This window comes from Shigella sp. FJ200513 (assembly GCF_040495915.1).
GTDB lineage: Bacteria > Pseudomonadota > Gammaproteobacteria > Enterobacterales > Enterobacteriaceae > ECMA0423.
Genome location: NZ_JBDYCV010000012.1, coordinates 26,031 through 38,814, shown reverse-complemented (window position 1 = coordinate 38,814; position 12,784 = coordinate 26,031). Strand labels below are relative to the sequence as shown.

Below are 12,784 nucleotides of genomic sequence, written 5' to 3'. Positions count from 1 at the left end.
AGTGCTGGAGAATATTCGGCAAGGTCTGAACCATCCCAGCCATCGCCATAAAAGGGTTAGGGGCTGTATGAGCCTGTTTGTTGCTGGGGTAACAATATTTGCACAATATGGTCCCCTCGCCCCTCTGGGGAGAGGGTTAGGGTAAGGGGAAAAGCGCCCCCCCTGCCGCAGCCTGCTCCGGTCGGACCTGGTAACTATAGCTACTCACAGCCAGGTTGATTATAATAACCGTTTATCTGTTCGTACTGTTTACTAAAACGACGAATCGCCTGATTTTCAGGCACAACAAGCATCAACAATAAGGATTAAAGCTATGGGTTTTCTTTCCGGTAAGCGCATTCTGGTAACCGGTGTTGCCAGCAAACTGTCCATCGCCTACGGTATCGCTCAGGCGATGCACCGCGAAGGAGCTGAACTGGCATTCACCTACCAGAACGACAAACTGAAAGGCCGCGTAGAAGAATTTGCCGCTCAATTGGGTTCTGACATCGTTCTGCAGTGCGATGTTGCAGAAGATGCCAGCATCGACACCATGTTCGCTGAACTGGGGAAAGTTTGGCCGAAATTTGACGGTTTCGTACACTCTATTGGTTTTGCACCTGGCGATCAGCTGGATGGTGACTATGTTAACGCCGTTACCCGTGAAGGCTTCAAAATTGCCCACGACATCAGCTCCTACAGCTTCGTTGCAATGGCAAAAGCTTGCCGCTCCATGCTGAATCCGGGTTCTGCCCTGCTGACCCTTTCCTACCTTGGCGCTGAGCGCGCTATCCCGAACTACAACGTTATGGGTCTGGCAAAAGCGTCTCTGGAAGCGAACGTGCGCTATATGGCGAACGCGATGGGTCCGGAAGGTGTGCGTGTTAACGCCATCTCTGCTGGTCCGATCCGTACTCTGGCGGCCTCCGGTATCAAAGACTTCCGCAAAATGCTGGCTCATTGCGAAGCCGTTACCCCGATTCGCCGTACAGTTACTATTGAAGATGTGGGTAACTCTGCGGCATTCCTGTGCTCCGATCTCTCTGCCGGTATCTCCGGTGAAGTAGTCCACGTTGACGGCGGTTTCAGCATCGCTGCAATGAACGAACTCGAACTGAAATAATCGTTCTGTTGGTAAAGATGGGCGGCGTTCTGCCGCCCGTTATCTCTGTTATACCTTTCTGATATTTGTTATCGCCGATCCGTCTTTCTCCCCTTCCCGCCTTGCGTCAGGATAACGATTTCCTTTACGACCAAGGAGCGCCCATGGAACAACGCCACATCACCGGCAAAAGCCACTGGTATCATGAAACGCAATCCAGTACTACGGAGTATGACGTTCTGCCTCTGGTCCCGGAAGCCGCAAAGGTCAGCGATCCCTTTCTGCTCGACGTGATCCTTGATGAAGAGACGCTGGCCCCCTTCCTTTCATGGCTGGTCCCTGCGCGCGTTCTTGCAGTGGAGTTGTTCCCTGACCAGCTTACCGTGACCCGTTCACAAACCTTCACCGCTTATGAACGCTTGTCGACGGCCCTGACGGTTGCTCAGGTTTGCGGCGTCCAGCGGTTATGTAACTACTATTCGGCGCGACTTACGCCGCTCCCCGGACCTGATTCCTCCAGGGAAAGTAATCATCGGTTGGCACAAATCACGCAATATGCCCGCCAACTGGCTAGCTCGCCTTCTATTATCGACAACCGATCGCGCCAGCATCTGAATGACGTCGGTCTTACTGTCTGGGACTGTGTGATCATTAACCAAATCATTGGTTTTATTGGCTTTCAGGCGCGGACAATTGCGACATTTCAGGCTTATCTCGGGCATCCGGTACGCTGGTTACCCGGGCTGGCGATACAAAACTACGCCGACGCGTCACTGTTTGCTGATGAATCAATACGCTGGCGAAGCAGCTATGAGGTGGAAAAACTACCTGAAGAGCACACAAAAAGTTCAACTGCAGAACTTTGCCAACTGGCCGAAACACTCTCTCTCCACCCTATTTCACTTTCCCTTCTCGAAAAGTTGTTAAACAGCACACGGGTCAATGCACAGCCGGATAATCAGCTTGCGGCGTTGTTATGCGCGCGTATAAATGGCAGTCCTGCTTGTTTTTCCACCTGTATGGATTCATCAAATGAATATAAAAAAATCAGCACCCTTCTGCGCAAGGGCGAAAATGAAATTAACCGATGGGCTGACCGTCATTCTGTTGAGCGCGCTACCGTTCAGGCGATACAATGGCTGACCCGAGCACCCGATCGCTTTAGCGCCGCCCAGTTCAGCCCTTTACTCGAACACGAAAAATCATCAACGCAGATTATTAATCTGCTGGTATGGAGCGGGCTGTGTGGCTGGATAAATCGCTTAAAAATCGCGTTGGGTGAGACATATTAACCTTGCCGCGTCAGACAGATTCGCGTAAAACTGTCAGCCGCTCTAATGGCCACCAAAATAGACAATTATGTTTCAGGACAACCCGCTGCTAGCGCAGCTTAAACAGCAACTGCATTCCCAGACGCCACGCGCTGAAGGGGTGGTAAAAGCCACAGAAAAAGGCTTTGGCTTCCTGGAAGTCGACGCACAAAAAAGTTATTTCATTCCGCCGCCGCAGATGAAAAAAGTCATGCATGGCGACCGAATTATCGCGGTGATCCACAGTGAAAAAGAACGTGAATCCGCAGAGCCAGAAGAACTGGTTGAACCGTTCCTGACTCGTTTCGTGGGTAAAGTTCAGGGCAAAAATGACCGTCTGACCATCGTTCCTGATCATCCACTTTTAAAAGACGCCATTCCTTGCCGCGCAGCCCGTGGCCTGAACCACGAGTTTAAAGAAGGCGACTGGGCGGTTGCCGAAATGCGCCGTCATCCGCTGAAAGGCGATCGTTCTTTCTATGCTGAACTGACACAATACATCACTTTTGGTGACGACCACTTTGTACCGTGGTGGGTTACCCTTGCGCGCCATAATCTGGAAAAAGAAGCACCAGACGGCGTCGCTACCGAAATGCTCGATGAAGGTCTGGTTCGTGAAGATCTGACCTCGCTGGATTTTGTCACCATCGACAGTGCCAGCACTGAAGATATGGATGACGCCCTTTTCGCTAAGGCGCTGCCGGATGACAAACTTCAGCTGATTGTGGCGATTGCCGATCCAACCGCGTGGATTGCTGAAGGCAGCAAGCTGGACAAAGCCGCGAAAATTCGCGCATTCACCAACTATCTGCCTGGCTTCAACATCCCTATGCTGCCTCGCGAGCTTTCTGACGATCTCTGCTCACTGCGCGCCAATGAAGTCCGCCCGGTACTGGCATGCCGCATGACGCTCTCCGCTGATGGCACCATTGAAGATAATATCGAATTCTTTGCCGCCACCATCGAATCCAAAGCGAAGCTGGTGTATGACCAGGTTTCTGACTGGCTGGAAAATACCGGTGACTGGAAGCCTGAAAGTGAAGCAATTGCCGAACAAGTCCGTTTGCTAGCGCAAATTTGCCAACGCCGCGGCGAGTGGCGTCATAACCACGCACTGGTGTTTAAAGATCGCCCGGATTACCGCTTTATTCTCGGTGAAAAAGGTGAAGTGCTGGATATCGTCGCCGAGCCTCGTCGCATTGCCAACCGTATCGTCGAAGAAGCGATGATTGCCGCTAACATTTGTGCGGCCCGCGTACTGCGCGATAAGCTCGGTTTTGGCATCTATAACGTGCATATGGGCTTTGATCCGGCGAATGCCGACGCGCTGGCAGCGTTGCTGAAAACGCACGGTCTGCATGTCGATGCCGAAGAAGTGCTCACGCTGGACGGTTTCTGCAAACTGCGTCGTGAACTGGATGCGCAACCAACTGGTTTCCTCGACAGCCGCATTCGTCGCTTCCAGTCATTTGCTGAAATTAGCTCTGAACCCGGTCCTCACTTTGGCCTCGGTCTGGAAGCATACGCCACCTGGACTTCGCCGATCCGTAAATATGGCGACATGATCAACCACCGTCTGCTGAAAGCGGTTATCAAAGGCGAAACTGCGACGCGTCCGCAGGATGAAATCACTGTCCAAATGGCCGAACGTCGCCGTCTCAACCGGATGGCAGAACGTGATGTTGGCGACTGGTTATACGCACGCTTCCTGAAAGATAAAGCCGGGACCGGCACCCGTTTCGCGGCGGAAATTGTCGATATCAGCCGTGGCGGCATGCGTGTGCGTTTGGTTGATAACGGCGCTATCGCCTTTATTCCGGCACCTTTCTTACACGCTGTGCGCGATGAACTGGTTTGCAGCCAGGAAAACGGCACTGTACAAATTAAAGGTGAAACGGTTTACAAAGTAACTGACGTTATTGACGTCACCATTGCCGAAGTCCGCATGGAAACCCGCAGCATTATTGCGCGCCCGGTCGCGTAATCTCCTTTCACGGCCCATTCCTCATGGATGGGCCGTTTATTTCCCCGCTCTACCTTCGTTATATCCAGGCAGATTTTTTAACTGACTTTCGTTTGAAAACTGGCGTTTTTCCAAAACTGGATTACAAATAAATATATAAAAAAACAATGCGTTTAGCCGCCGTTAATTTCATGTAAGTCATGTTGTTCCTTTTATTTAACCGCGGACTCCGCTGTTAACCGGAGGATATGCATCATGAAAACCGTTAGGGAGTCCACAACGTTGTACAACTTTCTCGGATCGCACAATCCATACTGGCGGTTGACGGAAAGCAGCGATGCTTTGCGCTTTTCTACCACCAAAACCACAGAACCTGATCGTACATTGCAGTTATCTGCCGAACAGGCTGCTCGCATCAGGGAAATGACGGTCATCACCTCCAGCCTGATGATGAGTCTGACCGTCGATGAAAGCGATCTTTCTGTGCATCTGGTAGGACGAAAAATCAATAAACGGGAATGGGCTGGCAACGCGTCTGCATGGCATGACACACCGGCGGTTGCTCGTGATTTATCACACGGGCTTTCCTTTGCTGAGCAGGTAGTTTCTGAAGCACATTCCGCAATAGTGATTCTCGACAGCCGGGGGAATATCCAACGCTTCAATCGGTTATGTGAAGATTACACAGGGTTGAAAGAACACGACGTCATTGGGTAAAGCGTGTTTAAACTGTTTATGAGCCGTCGTGAAGCTGCGGCATCCAGGCGCAATAACCGTGTATTTTTTCGAAGCGGCAATGCATATGAAGTCGAACTGTGGATACCAACACGTAAAGGCCAGCGGCTGTTTCTGTTTCGCAATAAATTTGTCCACAGCGGCAGTGGCAAAAACGAGATTTTTTTAATCTGTTCCGGTACCGACATTACCGAAGAGCGCCGCACTCAGGAGCGACTGCGTATTCTGGCAAATACCGACAGTATCACCGGACTGCCGAATCGTAACGCAATGCAGGAGTTAATCGATCACGCTATTAATCAGGCAGATAACAATAAAGTTGGGGTTGTGTATCTTGATTTGGATAATTTTAAAAAGGTCAACGACGCCTATGGGCATTTGTTTGGTGACCAGTTATTACGCGACGTGTCATTGGCTATTTTAAGCTGTCTCGAACATGACCAGGTGTTGGCGCGTCCAGGTGGCGATGAGTTTCTGGTACTGGCATCCAATACCTCACAAAGCGCGCTGGAAGCAATGGCATCACGAATTTTGACCCGCTTACGCCTCCCCTTTCGTATTGGTTTAATTGAAGTTTATACCAGCTGTTCAGTAGGTATTTCGCTCTCTCCCGAACATGGTTCGGACAGCGCGACTATTATTCGTCACGCCGACACAGCAATGTACACAGCGAAGGAAGGCGGACGAGGACAATTTTGCGTTTTTACTCCAGAAATGAATCAGCGGGTATTTGAATATCTCTGGCTGGATACCAACTTGCGTAAAGCACTGGAAAACGATCAGTTGGTTATCGAAAATCACCTAGCGTGTCGAAGTGCGCAGTCTGGAAGCACTAGTACGTTGGCAGTCACCTGAACGTGGGTTGATTCCACCGTTGGACTTCATTTCCTACGCCGAAGAGTCAGGGCTAATTGTGCCTTTAGGCCGTTGGGTGATTCTCGATGTCGTACGCCAGGTGGCAAAGTGGCGGGATAAAGGCATAAACCTGCGAGTGGCGGTAAATATTTCTGCACGTCAGCTCGCCGATCAAACCATTTTCACCGCCCTGAAACAGGTTCTCCAGGAACTCAATTTTGAATACTGCCCTATAGATGTTGAACTGACAGAGAGTTGTCTGATTGAGAATGATGAACTGGCACTGTCTGTTATTCAACAATTTAGCCAACTAGGTGCGCAAGTGCATCTGGATGATTTTGGTACCGGCTACTCTTCACTTTCGCAACTGGCGCGCTTTCCGATCGATGCCATCAAACTTGACCAGGTTTTTGTTCGAGATATTCACAAACAACCTGTCTCGCAGTCACTGGTCCGGGCGATCGTCGCTGTGGCCCAGGCATTGAATCTTCAGGTGATCGCCGAAGGTGTAGAGAGTGCAAAGGAAGATGCTTTTTTAACCAAGAACGGGATCAATGAGCGGCAAGGATTTTTGTTTGCCAAACCGATGCCCGCCGTCGCCTTCGAACGCTGGTATAAACGCTATCTGAAGCGCGCATAAGTAGATGAATATATATACTTAGCGCTATATCCCGTCATTATATATCGTATTCCTGGATGATAATTAGCCGTTGCTGTTAAACACTTCTCTTTTAGCGGCAATTTTTGCATTATTCATTTTCCCCCTTTTGCTATAAGGATGTCCTTGATGTCTGAATTTGATGCCCAGCGCGTTGCCGAACGTATTGATATTGTGTTAGATATCCTTGTGGCAGGCGATTACCACTCTGCGATCCATAATCTCGAGATACTTAAAGCAGAACTCTTGCGCCAGGTTGCTGAATCTACGCCAGACATCCCGAAGACACCGTGGGAGATTTAACAATCGTGCCTTCAGGTTTTCCTATTTGAGGATGCCCGGCGCGTCAGTATTTTTTTATTTAGTATTATAACGTTATAAGAATTACAGCGATGAATTCCCGACAACAAACTATTCTACAGATGGTCATTGACCAGGGTCAGGTTAGCGTAACCGATCTGGCAAAAGCCACTGGAGTTTCTGAAGTTACCATTCGCCAGGATCTCAACACCCTCGAAAAACTGAGTTACCTCCGCCGTGCACATGGCTTTGCAGTTTCGCTTGATAGTGATGACGTCGAAACCCGTATGATGAGCAACTATACGCTGAAGCGTGAACTCGCCGAGTTTGCCGCGTCACTGGTTCAACCGGGCGAAACCATCTTTATCGAAAATGGCAGCAGCAATGCCCTGCTCGCCCGGACTCTGGGGGAGCAGAAGAAAAATGTCACTATCATCACGGTCAGCAGCTACATCGCGCATTTGCTGAAAGACGCGCCTTGTGAAGTCATTTTGCTCGGTGGCGTGTACCAGAAAAAAAGCGAAAGTATGGTTGGCCCTTTGACACGCCAGTGCATCCAGCAGGTACATTTCAGCAAAGCATTTATTGGTATTGATGGCTGGCAACCTGAAACTGGATTCACCGGTCGCGATATGATGCGCACCGATGTGGTCAATGCCGTGCTGGAAAAAGAGTGCGAAGCGATAGTCCTGACTGACAGCTCGAAATTTGGTGCTGTACATTCATACTCCATCGGTCCCGTTGAGCGATTCAATCGCGTGATTACCGATTCGAAAATACGCGCCAGCGATCTGATGCATCTTGAGCACAGTAAACTCACCGTTCACGTCGTTGACATTTAACCATTTCCCTTCTCTACGGATGATTTGCAGTTTGGCAAATCATCCGCTCTAAGATGATTCCTGGTTGATAATTAAGACTATTTACCTGTTATTAACACTCTCAAGATATAAAATTATTATCAGCGATATAACAGGAAGTAATTATCACCTGCGTGATATAACCCTGCGCGCGAGCAGATTTCACGGAATAATTTCACCAGGCTTATTCTTAGCTATTATAGTTATAGAGAGCTTACTTCCGTGAATCATAAATTCAGGAGAGAGTATTATGTTTGTAACGAGCAAAAAAATGACCGCGGCTGTTCTGGCAATTACTTTGGCAATGTCTCTGAGTGCCTGTTCTAACTGGTCTAAACGGGACCGCAACACCGCAATCGGCGCGGGTGCAGGGGCATTAGGCGGTGCAGTACTGACCGATGGCAGTACGTTGGGTACATTAGGTGGTGCAGCTGTCGGTGGTGTTATTGGTCACCAGGTCGGTAAATAATCGTAAATAAATGTCGATTATCGACTCGCAATTATAATACGCTTGATTCTGTTCAGTACGAAATAACTGAATAATACACACAGTAAAATATTCGAAAGCCACGGATATATCCGTGGCTTTTTATGTTAACCGCCTGCGAGTTTTACCTTCATCCCTTTCGCTTCAAGTAGTGATTTTAATAAATCACGCTTATCGCCCTGGATTTCAATAACTCCATCTTTAACTGCTCCGCCGCAGCCGCATTTTTTCTTCAGTTCCGCTGCAAGTTTTGTCAGTTCGGCATCATCGAGATCGATACCGGTAATCAGGCAAACGCCCTTACCTTTACGTCCACTGGTCTGACGCTGAATACGCACCGCTCCATCGCCTTTAGGGCGTACTGGGGCCGCTTTGGGCTCATCAATACGCCCGGTTTCCGTTGAGTAGACCAGACGGCTGTTGGAATCACTCATCATGCACTCCGCTGTAAAGAGGCGTTGATCGCTTTCAGTGTCTGCGCTGGATCTACCGATTGCGTTACCGGGCGACCAATCACCATATAATCAACACCAGCCGCCAACGCCTGTTCTGGCGTCATAATGCGGCGCTGGTCACCAGCTTCACTCCCCTGCGGACGAATGCCCGGTGTAACCAGTTTGAACTCCTGACCGAATACCTGTTTAAAGCGCACAGCTTCCTGAGCAGAACACACCACACCATCAAGGTCACATTTTTGCGTCAGTGCTGCCAGACGTTCTGCATAATCTGCAGGTGACAGTGTCACGCCAAGATCGGCCAGGTCGCTGGCTTCCATGCTGGTCAACACTGTCACAGCAATCAAAAGCGGTGCATCTTTGCCAAACGGAACCAGTGCCTCACGCGCTGCGGTCATCATACGCGCCCCACCGGAGGCATGAACATTCACCATCCACACGCCTAAGTCAGCTGCAGCAGCGACAGCGTGCGCTGCAGTGTTGGGGATATCGTGGAATTTCAGGTCAAGAAAGATATCAAAACCACGCTGTTGAAGTTCGCGCACAAACTGTGGCCCAAACAATGTAAACATCTCTTTACCGACCTTCAGACGACAATCGCGTGGGTCGATCTTGTCGACAAAGGACAGCGCGTCATCACAATTATGATAATCAAGGGCAACAACCACAGGAGAATTCGTAACGGCGCGGGAAGAAGATGAAGCAGTTAACGTCATGACCAGACCTTCTTGATGATGGGCACCGGGAGTGGCGCGAAACAGGTAAACGGCGAGCATTCTACCCGTGAAAATAAAAAATTAACAGTTGCGATTTTTCCCCTAGCAGGCTTTTTCTGCTCCGTCGTTGCCGGAGCACAATGGGACATCAATAACTAGTATGTTGTAACTAAAGTCGGATTTTTTTAAAAATTACAGGCCATCAAGACCGCGAATCGGTTTAATAGTTGACCAGGCACGACAAGACGGACAATGCCAGTAGAGGGTGTATGCGGTAAAACCACATTTCTGGCAGCTATAACGAGGCTTACTACGCACCTTCTCGCCAACCATGTCACGCAGCACCATCAGACTCTCTTTGGCGCGCCCTTCTTCCGCTTCATTTAAGTGGTAATCCATTAGCTTATGGAATACACGCATGGTCGGATGACGCTGAAGCTGGCGTGTAATATAGACCTGTGCAGCCTCACTACCGTCGCGCGCTTCGATGATATCAGCAAGCATCAATTCAGCATCGGCACCGGTGTTCTCTTCCACCGCGCGTTGCAGGAATTCTGCCCATTCGGCAGTTTTACCCAACTGCTGATAGCAGGTTTGCAACATTTCCAGCGTTTCGCTGACCAGTTCTCTGTCCTGGGATATGACGCGTTGCAAACTTTCGACGGCTTTGGCGTATTCTCCTTTCGCCATAAACACGCGTCCCATCATGATGGATACGCGGGCGCTGTTTTTATCTGCCGCCGCCCCTTTTTTTAGCAAGGTCATGGCACGATCGAGATCGTCGCTGGCCATATGCTGCAGGGCTAACTCACAGTAGAAATGGGCAATTTCGACGCGCTGTTTATCTTTACCCAGCTTCACCAGGCGTTCGGCAACATCAATTGCTTTCTGCCACTCACTGGTAGCCTGGTAGATTTGTAGCAACTGTTGCAGCGCGCCAATGCGGAAGTCAGTTTCATCGGTCAGCTGATTGAACATGTCTTCCGCGCGGTCGTATAACCCGGCGGCCATGTAATCACGCCCCAGTTGTTGAATCGCCAACAGACGCTGTTCATAGGTCAGCGAGGCGCTTTCCATTAGGGTCTGATGGATGCGAATAGCGCGATCAACTTCGCCACGCGAACGGAACAGGTTTCCGAGCGTAAGGTGGGCTTCAACGGTGCCTGTATCCTCTTTAAGCATATCGAGAAACAGGTCTACCGCTTTATCCTGTTGATTACTAAGCAGGAAGTTAACCCCCGCTACGTAATCACGCGACAAGCGGTTGGCTTCATCTTGCTTGTTTTGTTGCGCACTTCTGCGGCCCATATACCAGCCATAGGCAGCGGCTACAGGCAAAAGCAGAAACAACAACTCCAGCATAGAAAGTTATTCCTTCGCCGCTGACGAGTGCGGCACTACAGCCACGTCAGTCGCGGGTGAAAGCTGGTTTTCCAGTCGCTTTATTTTACGTTCAGCGCGCGCCAGGGAAACACGAACTCGCAGCCAGAACAGGCCACAAATCAACCAACCGATAGCAAACCCCGCAGCAAACAATACCGCCAGCAATGTGGAAATACGGTACTCCCCTTGCGCTAACAGATAATTAAACGTCACCTGTTGATCGTTCTGCGCACCCAACGTGACCGAAATCACGAAGATCGCTAACACCAGTAAGAAAATGAGTAAATATTTCACATTACTTCCCGTTATGTGGTTAGAGCGAATAAATTATGGTCAACTTACCGCAATAGCCCTTTAAAGTACCATTTTCGCGCCGTCTGCGAAATGGCATCCACGCGCATTGTTGATGATTTAAGGCCTAAATTCGGAAAATCAACCAGCGTTAACTTTCTTGTTCTCGTTGTGCAATTTCGCGATTTTCTTCCGCAGGTGGTGTTAATGGCCCACAAATTCGTTGCGCAAGCCACGTTGCCACCGCCACCAGCGCCCACGAAATCAACGTAGCTACCACCAGATCGCGTGGCCAATGCATCCCGAGCAGCAGGCGGCTTCCCATGACTCCCGTTGCCCAGACCAACAAGATAGCAATGGTTAACGTTCGCCGACGCGGCCACAGCAAACCAACGGCCAGCAGTGCCCAACTGGCAGCAAACATCGTGTGACCGGAAGGAAAGGCAAACCCCGTCTCTTTCTGCCAGTGTGAACGCAAATATTGTGGAATATTTTTCTCTTCAGCCAACTGTTCTTTTACTAGATTTCCGCGTTCTGCTCGCTTTAAAGTGTAGAACTCATCAACCGGAATATGATGTGTTTTTTCCAACCAGATAACAAAAGGTCGTGGTTCCTGTACTTTGTCTTTGATCCAGGATTTAACGCCTTGTCCAACAAGGATTGCCGCCGCCAGAATGGCAAATAATACAAAGGCAGCCTTAATGCGAAAACGCAGACACCAGAGAAACCAGCCGAACAAAATCAAATGTGTAATGACGCCCCAGGGCTGGGTGACAGTTTCAGTAACCCAAAAAGCCGCTTTTAGTAGCCAACTTTGTTCTCCAGGTTGCCAACGCCAGCCAGAAATCCATACGGCTACTGGCATGACAAGCAATAGTGCAGCTCCCACTGCGGTACGTCGGGCAATCGAACGCATGGCCTCTCCTTTTTGATAAGTCCCACAATCATAACTGAAAATGCCAGTTCCAAGAAAAATTGACAGATTTGTGCCATTCCGTGAACGATCGACGCGTCGTGATTAGGTGAACCCCTTCTCGTTATGGCAAAATAAGCCAATACAGAACCAGCATTATCTGGAGAATTTCATGCAGCTTAAACGTGTGGCAGAAGCCAAACTGCCAACCCCATGGGGCGATTTCCTGATGGTGGGATTTGAAGAACTGGCAACCGGACACGATCATGTTGCGCTAGTCTATGGCGATATTTCCGGGCATACCCCGGTACTTGCGCGCGTCCATTCCGAATGTCTGACCGGTGACGCCCTGTTCAGCTTGCGCTGCGATTGTGGCTTCCAGCTCGAAGCGGCATTGACGCAAATTGCCGAGGAAGGCCGTGGTATTTTGCTGTATCACCGTCAGGAAGGTCGTAACATTGGTCTGCTGAATAAAATCCGCGCTTACGCACTGCAGGATCAAGGTTACGATACCGTAGAGGCTAACCACCAGTTAGGCTTCGCCGCTGATGAGCGCGACTTCACTCTTTGCGCTGATATGTTCAAACTCCTTGGCGTCAATGAAGTCCGCTTGTTAACCAATAACCCGAAAAAAGTCGAAATTCTGACCGAAGCAGGGATTAATATTGTTGAACGCGTACCATTGATTGTAGGTCGTAACCCCAATAACGAACATTATCTCGATACCAAAGCCGAGAAAATGGGCCATTTGCTGAACAAATAACCCTCTTGCATCGT

At 49.7% G+C, this 12,784-nt stretch carries 13 protein-coding genes and 2 pseudogenes; 8 read left to right on the top strand and 7 right to left on the bottom strand.

Annotation, left to right across the window (positions count from 1 at the left end):
- Positions 1-313: 313 nt before the first annotated feature.
- From fabI to rnb, 3 genes are all read left to right on the top strand, one after another.
- Positions 314-1,102, top strand: coding sequence for an enoyl-ACP reductase FabI (fabI, locus tag ABZJ92_RS04555; RefSeq protein ID WP_000506490.1), 789 nt, complete (start codon positions 314-316; stop codon positions 1,100-1,102).
- Positions 1,103-1,245: 143 nt separating this feature from the next.
- Positions 1,246-2,373: a carboxymuconolactone decarboxylase family protein gene (locus tag ABZJ92_RS04550; protein ID WP_005049719.1), complete on the top strand. Its 1,128-nt coding sequence runs from the start codon at positions 1,246-1,248 to the stop codon at positions 2,371-2,373.
- 67 nt (positions 2,374-2,440) lie between these two features.
- Complete coding sequence (rnb, locus tag ABZJ92_RS04545) at positions 2,441-4,375, top strand: exoribonuclease II (protein ID WP_000485028.1); 1,935 nt, start codon at positions 2,441-2,443, stop codon at positions 4,373-4,375.
- A 77-nt stretch (positions 4,376-4,452) separates the two neighbouring features.
- Here the strand turns inward: rnb and ABZJ92_RS04540 are convergent.
- Positions 4,453-4,556: pseudogene (locus tag ABZJ92_RS04540) on the bottom strand (hypothetical protein).
- Between the two features lie 53 nt (positions 4,557-4,609).
- Between ABZJ92_RS04540 and pdeR the strand changes: the two are divergent.
- Positions 4,610-6,584, top strand: a pseudogene (pdeR, locus tag ABZJ92_RS04535) (cyclic di-GMP phosphodiesterase).
- Here pdeR and ymiD read toward each other — a convergent pair.
- Positions 6,566-6,694 carry a protein YmiD gene (gene ymiD / locus ABZJ92_RS04530; RefSeq protein ID WP_211180493.1) on the bottom strand — a complete coding sequence of 43 codons (129 nt, stop codon included), beginning with the start codon at positions 6,692-6,694 and terminating at the stop codon, positions 6,566-6,568. The pseudogene pdeR and the gene ymiD sit on opposite strands and share 19 nt — an antisense overlap.
- 37 nt (positions 6,695-6,731) lie before the next feature.
- Between ymiD and ABZJ92_RS04525 the strand changes: the two genes are divergently transcribed.
- The 3 genes from ABZJ92_RS04525 to osmB all read left to right on the top strand — a co-directional run bounded on the left by ABZJ92_RS04525 (position 6,732) and on the right by osmB (position 8,231).
- Positions 6,732-6,905 (top strand): YciZ family protein, encoded by a 174-nt coding sequence (locus ABZJ92_RS04525; RefSeq protein WP_001288369.1) that lies wholly within the window; start codon positions 6,732-6,734, stop codon positions 6,903-6,905.
- A gap of 89 nt (positions 6,906-6,994) precedes the next feature.
- Positions 6,995-7,744: a DNA-binding transcriptional regulator YciT gene (gene yciT / locus ABZJ92_RS04520; RefSeq protein ID WP_001088621.1), complete on the top strand. Its 750-nt coding sequence runs from the start codon at positions 6,995-6,997 to the stop codon at positions 7,742-7,744.
- 268 nt (positions 7,745-8,012) lie between these two features.
- Positions 8,013-8,231: an osmotically-inducible lipoprotein OsmB gene (osmB, locus tag ABZJ92_RS04515; protein WP_000498253.1), complete on the top strand. Its 219-nt coding sequence runs from the start codon at positions 8,013-8,015 to the stop codon at positions 8,229-8,231.
- Positions 8,232-8,356: 125 nt separating this feature from the next.
- On the opposite strand, the gene yciH is transcribed toward osmB, so the two are convergent.
- From yciH to pgpB, 5 genes are all read right to left on the bottom strand, one after another.
- Positions 8,357-8,683, bottom strand: a complete 327-nt coding sequence (gene yciH, locus ABZJ92_RS04510) for a stress response translation initiation inhibitor YciH (protein ID WP_005049711.1) — start codon at positions 8,681-8,683, stop codon at positions 8,357-8,359.
- The gene (gene pyrF / locus ABZJ92_RS04505) at positions 8,683-9,420 is read right to left on the bottom strand and encodes an orotidine-5'-phosphate decarboxylase (RefSeq protein ID WP_000176258.1); all 738 of its coding nucleotides are present in this window, start codon (positions 9,418-9,420) and stop codon (positions 8,683-8,685) included. Before pyrF ends, yciH begins: the two co-directional genes overlap by 1 nt.
- Positions 9,421-9,612: 192 nt before the next feature.
- A complete protein-coding gene (lapB, locus tag ABZJ92_RS04500; RefSeq protein ID WP_000891355.1) occupies positions 9,613-10,782 on the bottom strand; it encodes a lipopolysaccharide assembly protein LapB in 1,170 nt (389 codons plus the stop codon).
- 6 nt (positions 10,783-10,788) lie between these two features.
- On the bottom strand, positions 10,789-11,097 hold the full coding sequence (lapA, locus tag ABZJ92_RS04495) for a lipopolysaccharide assembly protein LapA (protein ID WP_000876286.1): 309 nt from the start codon (positions 11,095-11,097) through the stop codon (positions 10,789-10,791).
- A 148-nt stretch (positions 11,098-11,245) separates the two neighbouring features.
- Positions 11,246-12,010: a phosphatidylglycerophosphatase B gene (gene pgpB, locus ABZJ92_RS04490; RefSeq protein WP_001256538.1), complete on the bottom strand. Its 765-nt coding sequence runs from the start codon at positions 12,008-12,010 to the stop codon at positions 11,246-11,248.
- 169 nt (positions 12,011-12,179) lie between these two features.
- On the opposite strand from pgpB, the gene ribA reads away from it, so the two are divergent.
- Complete coding sequence (gene ribA / locus ABZJ92_RS04485; RefSeq protein ID WP_001176295.1) at positions 12,180-12,770, top strand: GTP cyclohydrolase II; 591 nt, start codon at positions 12,180-12,182, stop codon at positions 12,768-12,770.
- Positions 12,771-12,784: the final 14 nt, after the last annotated feature.

Coding starts and splice junctions, on each gene's coding strand:
- yciH (WP_005049711.1), bottom strand. CDS start 8,683: ATGAGTGATTCCAACAGCCGTCTGGTCTACTCAACGGAAACCGGGCGT.
- ymiD (WP_211180493.1), bottom strand. CDS start 6,694: ATGCAAAAATTGCCGCTAAAAGAGAAGTGTTTAACAGCAACGGCTAAT.
- pyrF (WP_000176258.1), bottom strand. CDS start 9,420: ATGACGTTAACTGCTTCATCTTCTTCCCGCGCCGTTACGAATTCTCCT.
- rnb (WP_000485028.1), top strand. CDS start 2,441: ATGTTTCAGGACAACCCGCTGCTAGCGCAGCTTAAACAGCAACTGCAT.
- yciT (WP_001088621.1), top strand. CDS start 6,995: ATGAATTCCCGACAACAAACTATTCTACAGATGGTCATTGACCAGGGT.
- ABZJ92_RS04550 (WP_005049719.1), top strand. CDS start 1,246: ATGGAACAACGCCACATCACCGGCAAAAGCCACTGGTATCATGAAACG.
- lapB (WP_000891355.1), bottom strand. CDS start 10,782: ATGCTGGAGTTGTTGTTTCTGCTTTTGCCTGTAGCCGCTGCCTATGGC.
- ABZJ92_RS04525 (WP_001288369.1), top strand. CDS start 6,732: ATGTCTGAATTTGATGCCCAGCGCGTTGCCGAACGTATTGATATTGTG.
- osmB (WP_000498253.1), top strand. CDS start 8,013: ATGTTTGTAACGAGCAAAAAAATGACCGCGGCTGTTCTGGCAATTACT.
- fabI (WP_000506490.1), top strand. CDS start 314: ATGGGTTTTCTTTCCGGTAAGCGCATTCTGGTAACCGGTGTTGCCAGC.
- pgpB (WP_001256538.1), bottom strand. CDS start 12,010: ATGCGTTCGATTGCCCGACGTACCGCAGTGGGAGCTGCACTATTGCTT.
- ribA (WP_001176295.1), top strand. CDS start 12,180: ATGCAGCTTAAACGTGTGGCAGAAGCCAAACTGCCAACCCCATGGGGC.